This window comes from Halobellus captivus (genome assembly GCF_007655485.1).
Taxonomy (GTDB): domain Archaea; phylum Halobacteriota; class Halobacteria; order Halobacteriales; family Haloferacaceae; genus Haloquadratum; species Haloquadratum captivum.
Map to the genome: position 1 here is coordinate 21,048 of NZ_VJXQ01000002.1, position 16,176 is coordinate 37,223.

The 16,176-nt window shown below is 64.6% G+C and carries 13 protein-coding genes, 1 tRNA gene and 1 pseudogene; 10 read left to right on the forward strand and 5 right to left on the reverse strand.

Going from position 1 to position 16,176, the window contains the following annotated elements:
- The first annotated feature begins 5 nt into the window (after window positions 1-5).
- The 3 genes from FJT57_RS05450 to FJT57_RS17420 all read left to right on the forward strand — a co-directional run bounded on the left by FJT57_RS05450 (window position 6) and on the right by FJT57_RS17420 (window position 3,108).
- On the forward strand, window positions 6-2,525 hold the full coding sequence (locus FJT57_RS05450) for a type I restriction endonuclease subunit M (protein ID WP_144902658.1): 2,520 nt from the start codon (window positions 6-8) through the stop codon (window positions 2,523-2,525).
- 86 nt (window positions 2,526-2,611) lie between these two features.
- A tRNA-Tyr gene (locus tag FJT57_RS05455) sits at window positions 2,612-2,685 on the forward strand.
- A gap of 234 nt (window positions 2,686-2,919) precedes the next feature.
- The gene (locus tag FJT57_RS17420) at window positions 2,920-3,108 is read left to right on the forward strand and encodes a DUF7563 family protein (protein WP_449405202.1); all 189 of its coding nucleotides are present in this window, start codon (window positions 2,920-2,922) and stop codon (window positions 3,106-3,108) included.
- Window positions 3,109-3,431: 323 nt separating this feature from the next.
- On the opposite strand, the gene FJT57_RS16380 is transcribed toward FJT57_RS17420, so the two are convergent.
- Both FJT57_RS16380 and FJT57_RS05470 read right to left on the reverse strand, forming a co-directional pair.
- Entirely contained in the window at window positions 3,432-3,788 is a 357-nt protein-coding gene (locus FJT57_RS16380; protein ID WP_162524306.1) for a hypothetical protein, read from the reverse strand.
- Window positions 3,789-3,795: 7 nt separating this feature from the next.
- Window positions 3,796-3,987, reverse strand: a complete 192-nt coding sequence (locus tag FJT57_RS05470) for an antitoxin VapB family protein (protein WP_144902664.1) — start codon at window positions 3,985-3,987, stop codon at window positions 3,796-3,798.
- A gap of 280 nt (window positions 3,988-4,267) precedes the next feature.
- On the opposite strand from FJT57_RS05470, the gene FJT57_RS05475 reads away from it, so the two are divergent.
- The 4 genes and pseudogenes from FJT57_RS05475 to FJT57_RS17350 form a co-directional block, all read left to right on the forward strand.
- Window positions 4,268-4,576, forward strand: a complete 309-nt coding sequence (locus tag FJT57_RS05475; RefSeq protein ID WP_144902667.1) for an AbrB/MazE/SpoVT family DNA-binding domain-containing protein — start codon at window positions 4,268-4,270, stop codon at window positions 4,574-4,576.
- The gene (locus FJT57_RS05480) at window positions 4,573-5,013 is read left to right on the forward strand and encodes a type II toxin-antitoxin system VapC family toxin (RefSeq protein ID WP_144902669.1); all 441 of its coding nucleotides are present in this window, start codon (window positions 4,573-4,575) and stop codon (window positions 5,011-5,013) included. The genes FJT57_RS05475 and FJT57_RS05480 overlap by 4 nt, the downstream gene beginning before the upstream one ends.
- Before the next feature lie 39 nt (window positions 5,014-5,052).
- Window positions 5,053-5,214: a hypothetical protein gene (locus FJT57_RS16385; RefSeq protein ID WP_162524307.1), complete on the forward strand. Its 162-nt coding sequence runs from the start codon at window positions 5,053-5,055 to the stop codon at window positions 5,212-5,214.
- 116 nt (window positions 5,215-5,330) lie between these two features.
- Window positions 5,331-5,456: pseudogene (locus FJT57_RS17350) on the forward strand (restriction endonuclease); the annotation flags it as partial.
- A gap of 224 nt (window positions 5,457-5,680) precedes the next feature.
- Here FJT57_RS17350 and FJT57_RS05485 read toward each other — a convergent pair.
- Window positions 5,681-7,279 (reverse strand): aldehyde dehydrogenase family protein, encoded by a 1,599-nt coding sequence (locus tag FJT57_RS05485; RefSeq protein WP_144902672.1) that lies wholly within the window; start codon window positions 7,277-7,279, stop codon window positions 5,681-5,683.
- A 207-nt stretch (window positions 7,280-7,486) separates the two neighbouring features.
- Between FJT57_RS05485 and FJT57_RS05490 the strand changes: the two genes are divergently transcribed.
- Window positions 7,487-8,077, forward strand: coding sequence for an NAD(P)/FAD-dependent oxidoreductase (locus FJT57_RS05490; protein ID WP_144902675.1), 591 nt, complete (start codon window positions 7,487-7,489; stop codon window positions 8,075-8,077).
- Window positions 8,078-8,342: 265 nt separating this feature from the next.
- On the opposite strand, the gene FJT57_RS05495 is transcribed toward FJT57_RS05490, so the two are convergent.
- A complete protein-coding gene (locus tag FJT57_RS05495; RefSeq protein ID WP_144902678.1) occupies window positions 8,343-8,822 on the reverse strand; it encodes an SRPBCC family protein in 480 nt (159 codons plus the stop codon).
- Window positions 8,823-8,892: 70 nt separating this feature from the next.
- Window positions 8,893-13,443, reverse strand: a complete 4,551-nt coding sequence (locus tag FJT57_RS05500) for a glycoside hydrolase family 15 protein (RefSeq protein ID WP_144902681.1) — start codon at window positions 13,441-13,443, stop codon at window positions 8,893-8,895.
- Window positions 13,444-13,599: 156 nt separating this feature from the next.
- Here FJT57_RS05500 and malA point away from each other — a divergent pair, with 156 nt between their 5' ends.
- Complete coding sequence (gene malA, locus FJT57_RS05505; RefSeq protein ID WP_144902684.1) at window positions 13,600-15,780, forward strand: alpha-amylase MalA; 2,181 nt, start codon at window positions 13,600-13,602, stop codon at window positions 15,778-15,780.
- Between the two features lie 65 nt (window positions 15,781-15,845).
- Entirely contained in the window at window positions 15,846-16,097 is a 252-nt protein-coding gene (locus FJT57_RS05510) for a hypothetical protein (RefSeq protein WP_144902687.1), read from the forward strand.
- Window positions 16,098-16,176: the final 79 nt, after the last annotated feature.

The window sequence follows — 16,176 nt, forward strand, 5'->3', positions numbered from 1 at the left end:
AGTCGATGGCCGATTCGCATCGAACTGCGCGACAGTCCGATCGGAAAGACGCACTTTCGGGATCCGAGCGCTGTGCCCGACTCGCCGACGCCGAACTGATACGACGCTATCGAGTCGCGCTGGAAGAGACGATCGACGATCCCGTCGTCGCGGCCGAGCTCGACGCGTGGCGACAGTACGTCTCCGACCGACAGGGGGACGTCTTCACGAAACTTCACGAGCAGTCTCAGCGCTCGCCGGAAGCCTCGGCCCCGCATCCCGACAAGCAAACAGAAACAGACGTCGCCCGCGACCTGTTCGTGGAGACGCTGACGTTCGATTTCCTCCTCACGCGCGTGATCGACGCGCTCGAATCAACGGTTCAGTGCCGCGTCAGACAACCGCTCGCGGCGGCCGCCGCCGTATCCTTTGACGCGGAGTTCGAGACCGTCCACGAGCGCGTGATCGAGCGAGAGTCGGTGTCTGGCCCGGAAAACCCGGAGGCGGCATTTCGACCGCTCGCCGTCGACTTCGCCGAGTCGGCCTCGCCGTACGACGTGGCGAGACTCCACCGAGAGTGCGTCTCGCCGCTCACTAGGCGGGCCTTCGGTCGGTACGATACCCCCCGAGGAGTTGCCGAACTCGCCGTCGAAACGCTCTTCGAGGAGTCCGACCGCGAACTCCAGTCGTTCACTACGGAGGTTGGTACCGATCCGCTCGTCCTGGATCCGGGATGCGGTGCCGGTGCGTTCTTGGCCGCCGCGGCGGAGCGATGCGTGACGAACGAGTCGAGCGCGTCGCAACAGACGACGACCGCGTCGCCACAAGCACGTCTTCGATCGGTTCTCGACTCGGTTCGCGGCTTCGACGTCTCGCCGACCGCCGTTCGGGCCGCTCGGCTCGCACTCCTGCTCGCCGTTCGACCGCTGCTCGCGTCCGTCGGCGAGGCAGAATCGTCCCGACTGGCAGCCATCGACGAGACGAAGCCATCCCAGTTGGTCGCTGTCGAGGAGAGGGAACCATCTCAGTTGGCTGCTGTCGATGAGAGGGAACCGCCCCGCCACGAGGCACCGCACTTCGCCCCGCGTGTCGTCCTCGGCGATGCGGCGCTCGCGACTCCCGAAGATCAGCCGCTGAACGGACGGCGCGCGGACGCGCTCCTCGTGAATCCCCCGTGGCTCACGTGGGACGCGCTCCCGGAGACGGTCAAAGCGCGCTGGCGTGCCGCGTCCGACGGCGACCGAGCGCCGAACCTGTTCGATCACCGCGGTGTCGACGCGCGATTGGGCTTCGCGAACGACGACCTGTCGGTTCCCTACACGGTTCACTGTCTCCATCGACTGCTTCGCGACGACGGGCGCGCGTCGATAGTTCTGAAACGCGACCTACTCACCGGCCCCGCGGGCAGACGGCTCAGACGCCCGAAAATCGGCGACCGGTCCCTCGTCTACGACCGCGTTCACGACTTCGGCTCGCTGGCCCCGTTTTCGGACGTCGATGCGGGGACCGCGCTCTTCGGTTGCCGAATCACGACGAGTTCGGAGCCCGCGGATCCGGAGATTCCCACGACGCGATGGCAACGCACCGAGCGGACTGAATCCGAGTCACGGAAAACCGACCGACTCGACGACCCCTTCGCGTCGCTGTCGGCGATGCGTCGTTCTCTGGCCCGCGCTGAGACGCACCTCGTCCCGACAGACCCGGGACACCCGTCGTCGCCGTGGATCCGTTCCGACGCCGAACGCGGCGCTCTGGGGGCGTGCACCTACGAGATCCGACACGGCGTGAAGGACGACGCGAAAGCCGTCTACGCGCTGGACGGCGAGACGATCGAACGACACGGGCTCGAATCGGACCACATCTACCCGTATCTGAAGTCGAAACACGTCGTGAAGTACGGCCTCTTCGGGCACGATCTGCAACTCGTCCCGCAACGAGGCGTCGGCGACGACAACGAAGCGGCGCTCCGGAGGGAGACCCCAGCGACGTACGCGTATCTGGAGAGGAATCGCGACCGACTACTCGACCGCGGTTCGTCGTGGTTCGACGACGGTCCCTTCTACTCGCTGTTCGGTCTCGGACCGTACACGTGGGCCGACTACAAGGTCGTCTGGTGTCGACTGGGATTCAAACCGCACTTCGCCGTCGCCTCGACCGTTTCCGATCCGATAGTCGGCGAGAAGCCGGTCGTGCCCGGAGATCACTGTATGTTCGTCGGCACCGACGACGAGCGCGAGGCGCACTATCTCTGCGCCCTGCTCAACTCCGCGCCGTACCAGCGATGTCTCCGCGACATCTCCTCCGGCGGCAAATCGAGCCTCTCGAAATCGACCGTCGAACGGCTCGCACTCCCCGAGTGGACGTCGACGGACAGTCAGCGACGGCTCGCGACGCTGTCGCAGCGAGCGCACGAGATCGTCCCCGAACACGTCGACTGCTCGAAGCGGGCCTATAACGAGAAGACGATTCCAGAACTGGCCGCGGTCCAGAGCCGGATCGACCGCACGGCCGAACGGCTCCTCGTGGACCACGGAGAACCGTCGTGAACCCGTTTGTTATCTTCGCGCACCGAACCGACTGACGGCTTCGATGAGTAACCCTTAAGTCTGCCAGCGGTGCTACGTTCACTTGCCCGCCCTTAGCTCAGCCTGGTAGAGCAGCCGACTGTAGATCGGCTTGTCCCCCGTTCAATTCGGGGAGGGCGGACTCGTTTTCAAGCCGATTCGGAGCCGACTGTAGATCGGCTTGTCCCCCGTCCCCACGAGCGCAGCGAGTGGGGAACAGCGAGACGAGCACCGCGAGTCTCGCGCGTTTCAATTCGGGGAGGGCGGATATTTATAAGAGGCGGACGCTTCGCCGTCCGTCATTCGACTCCGTTCACAGACCCAAGAGGTCGACCTATCGGCATAACGACGTACTCGAAGGAGGTATCTCCCGATGATGAACCTCTCACGAGGTTCGTCTGTCGAGCCCTCGCAGTGCCTCCATTGCGGTTCTCACGTGAGCCGGAACTTCCGGCGCACCTTCGGCGACGACGAGCAGCGGGCGCACCGCTGTCTCGCCTGCGACACTCGACCTCGCGTACAGATGGGATCAGCCGCGGGACGGACTGTTCAATCCCGACCCTGAGGACCAACCAGAACGAAACAAGGGCCCGCGCGGCCTCCTGTGCGATCCCACACGCGAGCCCGCGCTTGTCGCCCGTCGACGTCGCTTCGGTGAGTTCTGCGAAATCGGTTCGTCTGTCATATCAAATTAAGTATGATTACGATCGTCGCGATTCGAGGGGGGTAGGGGGGTGGTCCCCGTGGTAGTTGAAGATACGCGCGTGCGAAGCGATCCGAAAGCGTGCTCGCGGTCGTCTGTCAGCGGACAGAGGCGTAGATCCGGATCTCCGATCCGGGTGCGATCGCTTTTTTTTCGAAAATCGCTCGAAAACCGATTTTTGTGTTTCACACGCTACCCCACTCGTCGCGATCGATCCGATCAGCGTCACCCCGAGATTCAAAAGAAGATTCGGCTAAGCGGGTCGTTTCCTCGTTAGATGCTGATCTGGAGATAGTTTTATCATAGGGGATTGTCACGCGGCAGCTATGCAGAAACTTAGGCACGACGGTGGTTCCGGTCTCGTTACGATTCCGAAGCACTACCTCAATATGGACGACGTCATCGAAGACGGCGATCTCAGGGAGGACGTCGCCGTGGCCGTCGAGCGACTCGGTCGACGATGCTACGCAGTTCGGATTCCCGACGGCGGCGATCTCTGTGATCTCTCCGAGACGGATTTCATAGAGCGCCTCGTTGGCCAACGGCTGCTCAACGAGAACTCATCTCGATCGCGTCTCGCATCGTCTCGACATCCTCCTCATCGAGGATTCCGGCGAGGTCGGTAACCGACGGGCGGTGTGTGAGGCGGTCGACCGCCTCCGAGAACGTTTCGTCCTCGCGCTTGTGCGCCTCGATATAGGCGTACGTGTCCTCGTCGAGGCGGACTGATTTCGTTCCCATAGCTGTAGAAACAACCGTGTAGGGCTTGAATCTGATGCTGGGGTGTGTAGGTGTGAACGGTAGAAGTGGTATCACCCGTTTGGTGTGCTGCTACTCACCTTCCGGATTCTATAGAGAAGGTTGCAAGATGTGCCTACGGGAGCGGCGTGATCGGAGCCGAATCAGGGCCGGATTCGGTTGTTCGTTTCCGAGTTGAATGAGAAGTCGGCAAAGTCGCGGTGGCTTACAGACTAGTCGGCGACACACTTAGTACAACTCGGAGTCGTAAGTACAACTAAGAATGTCGAGTAGTACTCAGGTCAAGCAAGTAATACAAGTGTCTCAGAAGGGACAAGCGACCATCCCGAAACCGCTTCGTGAGAAGTTCGGGATCGACACGCCCGGAGAGGTGTTTGTGTACGAGGAAGAGGGGCGCATCGTCATTGAGCCTGTACCATCTGTCGGGGAACTCCACGGGATCCACGCCGGGAGTCACGAACCCGGAGAGGTGCTGGACAAAGTACGCGAACTCAAAGACGAGGAAAAGCGCCGCGAAGAAGAGCGCGTTGAACGACTCCGCCCGTCTGCGGATGAGGACGTCGAGGAATGAGTTCGGGCTACGTTTTCGACACCGAGGCAATCATCGCGTTCCTGTATAACGAACCCGGTCACGACGCCGTCGCCGACCTGCTGACCGATGTTTTTGCAAACGACATACCGGGATGCATCGCCGAGACGAACGCCAGCGAGGTATTCTATCTCGTTGCCCGCTTCCAGGGGACCGACGAGGGGAAACCAACGAAGGAATCGCTTCGAGAGGCCGATCGCGATCTCCGGGCGCTGGAACGTCGCGGGCTCCAATTCGACCGGGCTGATTGGCGGCTCGCGGGCGAAATTAAAGCCGACGGCCACATCTCGCTCGCGGACGCTCACGCCGTGACGTTGGCACACGAGCAGGACTTGACGCTGGTCGTCGGTGCCGACGACGATTTCGACGACCTCCCCGTCTCAGTGGATCTTCTGCAGTTTCGGAACGACAGCGTTTGATTCCACTCGCGATTTGGTGATACAGACTTCTCACAGCATATGAGCCGTGACACCAACACGCCCGACAACGGGAAGGTGGTAAAGATCGATGCCCGCGTCTCCGACTCGGTACTGGGGACGATCGACGAGGAGTACGATCGCCGTGGGTACACCCCCGCCATAGGGACGCGGAGCGGCTTGTCTCACAAATCGGTACTGTAGTGCTGTCCGGGTGACCAGCCGGTGACGTCGAGCCTGTTCAACGGGCGATTGTCCAATTGAAATGACATTGTCATCATCTATTTGTGAGGTCCCCGAGGGGGTACTGTATATCCGAAATGAGCCAGGCGACCCTTGCTGACCGCCCGTACGTGAACTCGAATCTATTCTCCGGGCACTACCTAGACGAGCGCTTTCGAGAACGCGACGAGTGGGACTGCGACGATGACGCGAGCGAGGCGCTCACCGGACGCTCTGGGTCTGGAAAATCTCCGGACCACTGCGCTAAGCAGCGGTCCGGTAAGTGGTCGTCAGATCCTATGACAACCGATTACGGAAACGTTGGGGGAGCGGATAAAACCCCCGACACGGCGGGCGCACCGATGATCACGATGACGACCAGTTCGACGCTTACGCAGGGTGGGTCGTCGAGGAAGTTCGCTAACCGATACAATCGCTGCTACGAACACTACGCTCTGCCGACGTCGCCGACGACGGTCCGGCTCTGCTCGCGCATAAACTGCGGGAGATACCAGTAGCCGCCAGCGAACTTGCTCGTCGTCCCCGACGCCTTCCAGCCGCCGAACGGCTGCGCCTGCACCAGCGCGCCGGTCGTCGCGCTCTGCCCCCGATTGACGTAGCACATCCCCGATTCGATTCGATCGAGCCACGTCTCGATCTCGCGCTCGTCCTCCGAAAACAGCCCCGCGCACAGACCGTACGTGCTGTCGTTGGCCTTCGTGATCGCCTCCTCGAAACTCGAAACGGGATGGATCGTCACGAACGGGACGAAATGCTCCTCGCGCGCGAGGTCGTGCTCGTGCGGAACGTCGGTCACGACGGTCGGTTCGACAAATCGGCCGCCCGCGAGGCCGGGGTCGTCGACGGCCCTTCCGCCCGTTCGGACGGTACCGACCTCGCGCGCCGTCTCGCAGATCCGCTCATACCGTTCGAGCGCGCTGTCGTCGATCAGCGGCGAGACGAAGGCATCCTCAGCGCGCGGATCGTCGATCACGAGTTCCTCCGTTTCGGCGACTAACCGATCGGTGAACGCGTCGAACGTCCCCTCGTCGACGTAGACGCGGGATGTCGCAGAGCACTTCTGTCCGCTGAATCCGAACGCGCCGTTTTTCACCCCCGAAACGGCCTTCTCAAGCTCGGCGTTCGCGGTGACGATCACGGGATTCTTTCCGCCCAGTTCCGCGATAACCGGACCGGATTTCTCCTCCTCGAAGAACGTCCGACGGATGTTCCGGCCGACGGCCCTGGAACCGGTGAAGACGACGCCTGCGACGTCCTCGTGCTCGACTAACGGTCGCCCGACGTCGCTTCCGCTGCCGGTGACGAGATTCACCACCCCGTCGGGGATTCCGGCGTCGGAGATGATCTCGACGGCCTTGTGCGCGACGAGGGGGGTCGCGCTCGCGGGCTTCGCGACCGCCGTGTTCCCGGTGATGACCGCGCCGGTGAGCATCCCGCAGAAGATCGCGAACGGGAAGTTGAACGGGCCGATCACGCCGAAGACGCCGAACGGTTCCAGCGCGTTCGTGCAGTGTTGCCTGGGCGTCGGCTCGCCGGTGTCGAACTCGTAACCGTCGTTGCGTTCGAGTTCCCGGCCGTAAAATCTGAGAAAGTCGATCGCCTCGTCGATGTCGGCCATCGCCTCGAAGCGGTTCTTCCCGTTTTCCAGCGTCAGCGTCGCCGCAAGCTCGTATTTTTGATCCTGCATCCGATCCGCTGCGGTCCGGAAGAGCTCGATGCGGTCGCTCCAGTGGGTCCGTCGCCAGTCGTCGAACGCCGCCGTGGCCGCCTCGACGGCCCGGTCGACGTCGTCGTCGGTCCCGGCGGCGAACCGTCCGATCTCGAGGTCGTGATCGCTCGGGCTCGTAACGACGTACGTCCCATCCGTATCGTGCCGCTCGCCGTCGATCCATAGCGGATGCGACGCTCCGAGCTCGGCTTCGACGGTCGCGACCGCGTCCTCGAAAGAGCGGTGAAACTCCGCCAGCGTCCCGCGCTCGCGGTGGGTGAAAACCGTCAGTTCGTTCTCGAATGGCGCGTGTGTCATCGGCGCACGTAGCACTCGCGAGGCAGTTCAATAAAGCTGGTTACCACTCCGAGACGATTGGTGCGTAGAGCGTTGTCGCATCGGTTTCCACGGTGGAAACACTTCTTCAGATCGTCTCAACGGTTCTTTCCCCGAAATTCGCTGTAGAAGCCGTCCCCGAGTACTGCGACAGAACACTCAACAGGACGGACGACGTATTCACGACTGATGACACGAGTGGCAATCGTCGGCGGCGGCCCCGCGGGCCTCTCTGCGGCGCTGTTCGCGGCGAAGAACGGTCTCGACGTGGTCGTCTTCGACACCGACGAGACGTGGATGCACAAGGCGCACCTGTTCAACTACCCCGGGATCGGGTCGGTCGACGGAAGTGCGTTCCTCGATACGGCTCGCCAACAGGCGGACGATTTCGGCGCGGAACGCCGCCAAGACGCGGAAGTCACCGACGTCGAATCGACCGACGACGGGTTCTCGGTCTCCGCGGCGGGTGAAACCCACGAGGCGGACTATCTCGTGCTCGCGACCGGCGCGGGCCGCGACCTCGCGGAGTCGCTCGGCTGTGCGTTCTCCGAAGACGACACCGTCGACGTCGACGTGACGATGGAGACGAGCGTCGAGAACGCCTACGCGACGGGCGGGATGGTCCGCGCCGAGGAGTGGCAGGCAGTCATCTCCGCCGGAGACGGCGCCGCGGCGGCGTTAAACATCCTCACGAAGGAGAAAGGCGACCACTACCACGACTTCGATACCCCCGCGACCGCCGAAGAGGTCTTCGGCGACCTCCGGGACGAGGAGGTCTGAGTCGGCGATCCGTCCGCCGCTTTTCATTCGAACCAAAGTCGTCACTCAATTCACGCTTCTCACGTGGATGTCCCGATCCGCGCGGAGATTTATATACAAACGGGCGGCCATCGCCGCCGTGACGTAGCTACCGTCCCGCGTCGGAAACGCGGTTGTTCGGCACAACCGACGCGGGAACCGAAGGATGATCGAGTCCTCGATCACTCTCTACCGACCCGTGCCGACTGTCAGCCCGAAACGGGTGGTCGCTCAACAGCCCCAGTGCCTACTCCAGTAGCTCCTTCGTCTTCCGGTGTCGCCCGCGGAACATCGGCTCGAACCCGACCACCGCCAGCGGTGAAACCGCGCCGCCGACGTCGCCACCGGGGAGTTCGTACTCCACGACGTCCTCGATGATCGTCTCCTCACCGTCCGCCACGAATCGGTGCGTGTGAATCCACTCGGCGAACGGCCCGCCGCGCATCTCGTCGCGGAACATCGCCCGCCCGTCAGCTTCCTCGCGCTCGACGATGACCGACGTCCACCGCTGCCGCGGACCGACGCCGAACGGTTGCATCGACAGCTGAATCGCGGAGCCAGTCTCCAGTACGGCGGGGTCGGAGTCGCCGTCGGGACCGGTGACCGACTCGACGCGGAGGTTCAGCCACCCCGGCGTCAACGCCTCCAGTCCGGAGATCTGCGAGTGGAAGTCCCAGACCACGTCGAGCGGAGCGGCCACGCGCGTGAGTCGCGAGTAAGTAGCCATAGCTGAAAAGAGCGACCGACGAACCAAAAGCGACGCGGCCGATTGAACGGTGAATCGGTTCCGCCGACAGTTACAGCGTAAACCGCGTCACGCTCGTTCCGGCGGTCTCCAACTCCTCGTCGGTCGCGGCGGCGACGGTAATCTGATTTTCGCCGTGTTCGATCGCCAGCGACGCCTCGAAGCCCCCGCCGCTGGGCGTGACGTACGCCGTCTCGGAGGGGGTTTTGACGGCGACGGCCGCCCCGTCCGTCCGTCCGGAGACGACGAGTTCGTCGCCCATAAACCGGGTGCTGACTTGAAGGCGGGGCCCGTCGGGACGCTCGGTATCGATGTAGCGCTGCCGGAGGACCGACGGCATCTCGATCGGACGTCCCGCATCGATGCCGTGCGCGAGCCTGACGAACTGCGCCATCGACCACGCGAGCGGCGTCGCCGCGCCGGTTCCCTCGCCGAACGCCCAGTTGTACTCCGTGCTGTGCTCGCGGTCCCACACCTGCTCGGAGAGCATCCGACCGGAGTTCGCGAACCCGGCCATCGTCTCCAGGAGGTTCTGTGGCGCGAGCGGCCCCTCATCGGTTCCGTAGAGTAGCTCGTACTCGCCGCGTTCGCCGGTGAATATCGGCCAGAGGCGTCCCTTCCCTTTGGCCTCGATGGACCACGGCGCGCCCTCGTCGTCGCGCTGTCGCTCGCCGTACCCGTCGCCGTTGTAGCGGTAAAATGCGGGTCCGTGCGGTGTGTCGACTCGAAGGGTCTCGTCGACTTCAGCAACCGAGTTGCGAATCGCCGCGTCGTCGGCGGACTTGATCCCCAAGCGGGTGAGTTCGAGGAAGCCCGCGTCGATGATCTCCCGTTCGTCGAGCGTCGGCCCGTTGTTCGCGAGCGTCCGGAGGTGACCGGCGTCGGGATCACCGTCGCGGGTGATCCGCACGTAGTACGGGGTGTGGGTGTGGCGTTCCGTTCCCGTCTCGGTCGCAGTCCACGCCTCGATCTGGTCGGTCCACTCGTCGGCCAGCGCCTGCCAGATGAGCGCGTCGGCCTGGTGACCCTCCTCGGAGGCGATATCCGCGGCGCAGGCGAGCCCGGCGATCTCGGCGGCGATCGACGACGGCGAGTAGCCCGCCTCTTCCTCCCAGCGCTCCTGTGCCGTCGGCGGCCCGTTCCGCGCGACGTAATCGGCGGAGCGCTTGACGTTCACGTAGTCGTATTCGGTCTCGGCGAAGTCGACGCCCCGTTCGCGGAGCATCCACGCCATCACCTGCGGGAACGAGATGTTGTCCATCTGCTCGCCGCCCCACCGCGTCCGACCGTTCAGGTAGGTGTTCTGCGGGATGAACCCGCGGTTGTCCTGTTGGTAGCGGTAGATGTATTCGAGAGCCAACTGAGCCGTTTCGAGGTCGCCCACCGCCTCGAAGACCGTGAACACCTGATAGAGGTCGCGCGACCAGACGAAGTTGTAACCGTATCCTTTCGCCTCTTCGGCGGTGACCGCCTCGCCCCACGGCACCGAGGGAGAGGCGATTCCCGCGCCCAGGAACGTTTTGTCCTCCACCGCGCGAAGGCTCATCAGACACGTCTTGTACTGATTCGCCAGCCTCTCGTCATCGACCACCGACTGCGGGAGCTCCTTGTCTGCGAGGAAGTCGTCCCACGAGTCGACGTACCCGCGCCGGACAGTCTCGTATCCCCGACTGAGCGCGCCAGCCGCCTCGCCGAGTGCAGCCGCCGTATCGGCGTCCTCGGCGAATCCGATGGCGAGCAGCTCGCTGTGTTGTGTCCCCGTCCCGATCCGCCCGACGAGGACGACGTTCTCGTCGTCGACGCTGTCGATCGGCGTCGGATCCCTCCCGTCCGAGAACAGCTCCGCGAGGTACTCCGATCCCGCGACTCCGACGGTCGCCCACTCGAATCGATGCTCCGCCGCCATCGCCGCCGCGACGCTGTATTCGGTACCGTCCTCGTCGATGAGTAGCGGTTCGACGTCGCCCGCCTGATCGTACGCGCTGGCGTCGCGGGCGACCAAATGATACCCCGACGTCCCGCCGAGCCTGAGTCCGCGATCGGTCGATCCGGTGTTGGTGAGCGACGTGTCGGCGACGGCGTACAGTTCGTACTTGTTGCCGTCGGTCGCGTCGAACGAGAGGTCGACGAGCAGCGCGTCGTGTTCAGGATCGGTGACGTACTCGGCGGTGAGCGTCCACTCGTGGCCCCGTCCGTCGCCCGTTTCGGAGACCACGTGCCGGAACAACAGCGCGTCGTCGTCTGCGATCTCCGCCCGCCGCTCGATCGTGTCCGTATCGTCGTCGCGTCGCGTCTCGTTGTGGGTCCTGGCCGTGTACGTCGTTCCGTCACTCGAATCGACGACGAGGAAATCGAGCGTTCGGAGGTTCATCAGGTCGACGCGCGGGAAGCGGACCTCCGTCAACGACCCCTCGGTGAGGGTGAACCAGACCCGAGAGGGGTCCTCGGACGTGTGATCGGCGACGGTCCCGACGCCGTACTTCTCGCCGGTCGTCCAGCGCGGCCGACCCGCGGGGCCCGACGGCGCGGGCTTCGGCTCCGGTAACGCGTCGGCCTCGGAGAGCGATCCGGTCAGCCTGAGGCGCATCGCGTGCGACCACGCGAGCGGCGCGGCGCTGTCCGGCGTTCCGTCGTCGAACACCTGCTCTGCGAGGTAGCCCGCGCCCGAACAGAACGGTCCGTCGCGGCCGAGGAGTTCGTACAGGTCCGTCGCACGTTCCAGCAACGCTGCCGCGGGCTTCGACCGACCGTGTGCGTCGAGCAGCGATGCCAATTCGACGGCGGCGTTCGCCCCCCAAGCCGTCGCGACCGACCACAGTTTCTCGTGGTCCTGTTCGGCCGAGCGCCAGTAGTCGCCCTCGAACCGGACGAGCCCGGAAACCTCCCCGTCGTCGGATTCGCGGTAGAGATCCGTGAGCGCGGTGTCCACGTGCGTTTCGAGGCGCGACAGGTCAGCCGGAGCCAGTCCGTCGAGGTGTGTGACGTCCTCGTAGGCGGCAAATGCCTCGACGAGCGCGAACGAGCCCGAATCGATCCGGGAGTCGAGGCCGCCGTCCTGCAATCGGAGGGCGTACACCTCGTACTCGTCGTCCCAGAGCAGATCGAGCGATTCGAAGACGGTCTCGGCCTGCGCTGCGGCGTGCGCTCGGAGAGTGTCGTCGACCGGCGCTTCGGCGACGGTCGCGTACGCCTGGAGGAACGTCGCCGCGGTGTGGACGAACCGGCCGATCATATTCTCCCAGGCGTTCTGACACGGTCCCGGGAGCCCGTCGGCCTCGAGTTCGTCGTCGAGGGCGTCGATCCCCTCGCTGACGGCCCGACGGAACCGCTTTCGCTGGGTCGTATCGAGAGACGAACGGCGCTCGCTCAGAAGTGTCGCGAGGTACGTCACGACGCTGGCGGTCTGATCGGACTGATACTCGGGGCTATCCGCGTTCTCGACGCGCGCGTTCGCCCACCCCGGCGCGAGCGACCCGTCGATCGCCCACACTCGGTGCGGCCACGAGCCGTCTTCGAGCTGGGTCTCACAGAAGAACGAGCCGATTCGCGTGAGTCGGTCGGTTGCGTCTAACCCGAAGGCGTCGTCAGCGCGCAGCAGGTGACGCGCACCCTCCGATTCGTCGCGGAACCAGGTGTAGCCGTATCCCCCGGAGTGCGTGTAGAAGGGATCGAACTCCGGACCGGCGATGTGCGCACCCGACGGCGCAGTCAGGAGCGAGAGCGCGCGTAGATCGGATCGGACTGACCCCTCTCGCGGTGCCGACTCGGGAACGGTGACTTCCGCTCGTACCCGCGCCGCCGCGCGGATGTCGTCCGCGCTCGTGTGCGACAGCGCGCAGTGTCGCAGATCCGAGAGCGCGGATTCGCGTTCGACCACGTCGTGGTCCGATAACTGTGTGACGAGCGTGGTCCGGACGCCGCGGTCCTCCCGCTCGAGCGGTGCCGAAACAACGATATCGCCGCTGAGATGGGTGTCCTCGTAGCGTTCGAGCACGGCCTCTCGGGGGAGCTCGAAGGCGTCCGGGGAGAGCATTTCCTCGAACCGCTCGGGGATCTGCCCGCGGACGTCGTCGAGGCCGGTCGAGGCGGTGACGTAGTCGTGTTCGGTTCGGTGGAACACCTCGACGGCCTTGGTCCCGTTGGGGCCGCCATCCTCGTGGATGAGGCGGCCGACCTGCGTCTCCCGTCCCTCGGGTGCGAGCGTCAGAAAGGCGGTCAGGTGCGCGTCGGTGGGGATTGCCCCGCGGAGTTCGATGTGCGTGACGTGGGCGCGCCCGAGCGTCAGATCGTACTGGTGAACCGTGTACGACCCGGCGTTGTACTCTGTTTCGACGAGGCTCGTCTCCCGGTAATAGTGCTGTCGTACCTGTTCGAGTTCGTCGAACCAGCGTATCTCACCGTCCGCCTCGATGGCGAACCGAGAGCGGTCGATCCCGTACAGGCCCGAAAGCGCAGCCGAGTAATCCCGCAGTGATCCGGACGGTCCGACGTGAACGAGGCGATCGCCGTGCCCGGAGAACGCGCCGCTCGTCGTGGGCAACTCGCCCGGAAAGCGCCCGTCACGGTCGCGCTTGTATTCGTTCAGCACGGTCCGAAGTCTCATACACTCCGACCAGTGTTCCCACGACATAAGTATTGGCGGATGCGCACTCCCGAATTCGAAGAAAACACACGGTCGATGGGGATAGACGGTCAAAAACGGAGAGATCGACGCGACGGCGGGGCAAAGACAAAGGTGCGACCGCCCGTTCGAACTGATATGAATCATCCAGGACCCCCCCGGTTCGTCGCAGTGGGTGACGCCGTTCAACTCGCTCCCCGCGATCCCGACCCGGCGGCGACGTACGAGTGGTGGATTCGGAGCGCCCCCGCGAGTAGCACCACCGAACTCCCGGGCGGAAAGCCAGTCGTCGAGTTCGCCCCCGACGCACCGGGTGTCTACGAACTCGAACTACGCGCACCTGACCGCACCCACACGCTCACGGTCCGGGCGTTCCCGGGCGAACTCGCCCCCGTCGGTTCCCGGGGCGGCCGAAGCGGCCAAAGTGGAGTGAGCGGCCACCAGAGCGGATCGGCACGACCCGTCGGCGAGAGCGGCGGCGTGTCGGGATCCGGCTCCGGCACTCACGCTCGCTCCGGCGGTGGCGGCCGCCCCCGACTGCAGTTGTACGGTGCCGTCGAGGGCGACGAACTCGTCGTCCGCGCCGATCCGCAACCCCATCCGGAGAGCGACACCGATCGCGATGAGGTCGTCGTCGAGTTCTTGATGGACGACCGCGACGACGTCGACGAGGACGTGATCGACGTCGAGGGGTGGGAGCTACGGATTCCGACGTCCGCCGTGGGCCACCGCGTCCGGGTCCACGCGGTCGCCGTCGCCGACGCCTACAGCGTCCCCGACACGATCGAGTTCTCCCGCGAAGCCGTTCCCGACGGCAGCGGGGACGAGTCGGCGCTCACGGTTTCGACCGGCACGAAGACAGGCGACAGGGAATCAGAAACAACTGACGCCACACCCGCCGAGAAGACCGGGTTCGAGGTCGTCCGTCCCAACGATCCGCCGGAGTGGGCTCGCGACATCACGCTGTATGAGATCTACGTCCGCGGCTTCGCTGGCGACGATGCGGACGAGGCCGACTCCATCGAAGGCGGTGCGTCCGACGCTTCGGCGGATTCCGTCTTCGCGCGGATCGAACGCCGCCTCGACTACTTGGCCGACCTCGGCGTCGACTGTCTGTGGCTGACGCCCGTGCTCGAAAACGACCACGCGCCGCACGGCTACAACATCACGGACTTCTTCGCGATCGCGGAGGACCTCGGAGACCGCGAGGACTACGAGCGGTTCGTCGACGCCGCGCACGACCGCGGAATGGCGGTCCTCTTCGATCTCGTGTTGAACCACTCCGCCCGCGATCACCCCTTCTTCCAGGACGCCTACGGCAACCCCGACTCGGCGTACTACGAGTGGTACGACTGGCAGGAGAACGGCGAGCCAGAGACGTACTTCGAGTGGGAGTACATCGCCAACTGGAACTTCGAGAACCTCGCGGTCCGCCGACATCTCCTCGACGCCGTGGACGAGTGGTTCGAAGTCGCCGACGGCTTCCGCTGCGATATGGCGTGGGCCGTTCCGGACACGTTCTGGAAGGAGCTCCGCGACCGCGTGAAGTCCCGGGACCCGGAGTTCCTGCTGCTCGACGAGACGATCCCGTACATCCCGGACTTCCACGACGGGATGTTCGACGTCCACTTCGACACGACGCTGTACTTCACGCTGCGACAGGTCGGCCGCGGAGACGCGCCCGCGGGGTCGATTCTCGACGCGATCGAGCAACGCGCGGAGGTCGGGTTTCCGCCGCACGCGGCGTTTATGGTCTACCTCGAGAACCACGACGAGACGCGCTACGTCGTCGAGTGCGGCGACGACGCCGCGATGGCCGCCGCGGGTGCGATCTGTACGCTTCCCGGGATACCGATGCTCTACGGCGGCCAAGAACTCGGCCAGCGGGGCCGACGCGACGCCCTCGCGTGGGACGACGCAAGAGAGGACTTCCACGCCCACTACTCCCGACTGCTCGATCTCCGATCGTCGGTCGACGCGCTCGGTCCGGACGGGTCGATTAGTCGGGTGGAGTACGAGGTCGGTGTGGACGAAGGAAATGCCGACGACGCTGGCGCTGACGGCTCCAACACGGGCGGCACCGATGCTGACGGCTCCAACACTGGTGGCTCGGACGCTGATGACACCGACCGCATCGTCGCCTTCCGCCGCGCGCTGGACGGCGACGCCTACGTCTGCGTCCTGAACTTCGGAACCGCCCCCGCGACGGTGACGCTTTCGGACGTCGACGTGGATCCGACTGATCTCGTCACCGACACGTCGCTCGCCACCGCAGCGGGTCTCGAAGTCGATCACGTCGCCGTGTTCGAAGCCCAGTGAGCGGGACCGAGACCCGCCGGTGGAAACCCACAGATTCGAGTCACTCCGGATCGTAGCGGTAGCCAGTGACCGAATCGTACGTCTGCCCGCACTGCGGGCGCGTCGAGGAACGCCCCTACCGAGTCCGACTCATCATCCTCACGTGCGCGGACTGCGGCGAAAACGGCAGATTCCTTCACGAATCGATCGTCGCGCGTCTCGAAGACGTCCCGGAGCCGCGACGCCCCGAGGACTGGAGCGAGATGGCGCTCGACGAGCGGCTGCAGTACGCGGTGAAAGAGGGCCTCCTCGACGTCAGTTTCACCGGCCCGATCTGAGCGGACCGTCGTTCGCTGAACCGCCTCTGACCTCGACCCGAACCGGCCAGCGTTCGTCGGCCCCGACTTTTCCGTGCGT

Coding starts and splice junctions, on each gene's coding strand:
- FJT57_RS05490 (WP_144902675.1), top strand. CDS start 7,487: ATGACACGAGTGGCAATCGTCGGCGGCGGCCCCGCGGGCCTCTCTGCG.
- FJT57_RS05485 (WP_144902672.1), bottom strand. CDS start 7,279: ATGACACACGCGCCATTCGAGAACGAACTGACGGTTTTCACCCACCGC.
- FJT57_RS05475 (WP_144902667.1), top strand. CDS start 4,268: ATGTCGAGTAGTACTCAGGTCAAGCAAGTAATACAAGTGTCTCAGAAG.
- malA (WP_144902684.1), top strand. CDS start 13,600: ATGAATCATCCAGGACCCCCCCGGTTCGTCGCAGTGGGTGACGCCGTT.
- FJT57_RS05480 (WP_144902669.1), top strand. CDS start 4,573: ATGAGTTCGGGCTACGTTTTCGACACCGAGGCAATCATCGCGTTCCTG.
- FJT57_RS17420 (WP_449405202.1), top strand. CDS start 2,920: ATGAACCTCTCACGAGGTTCGTCTGTCGAGCCCTCGCAGTGCCTCCAT.
- FJT57_RS16385 (WP_162524307.1), top strand. CDS start 5,053: ATGAGCCGTGACACCAACACGCCCGACAACGGGAAGGTGGTAAAGATC.
- FJT57_RS05470 (WP_144902664.1), bottom strand. CDS start 3,987: ATGGGAACGAAATCAGTCCGCCTCGACGAGGACACGTACGCCTATATC.
- FJT57_RS05500 (WP_144902681.1), bottom strand. CDS start 13,443: ATGAGACTTCGGACCGTGCTGAACGAATACAAGCGCGACCGTGACGGG.
- FJT57_RS05495 (WP_144902678.1), bottom strand. CDS start 8,822: ATGGCTACTTACTCGCGACTCACGCGCGTGGCCGCTCCGCTCGACGTG.
- FJT57_RS05450 (WP_144902658.1), top strand. CDS start 6: ATGGCCGATTCGCATCGAACTGCGCGACAGTCCGATCGGAAAGACGCA.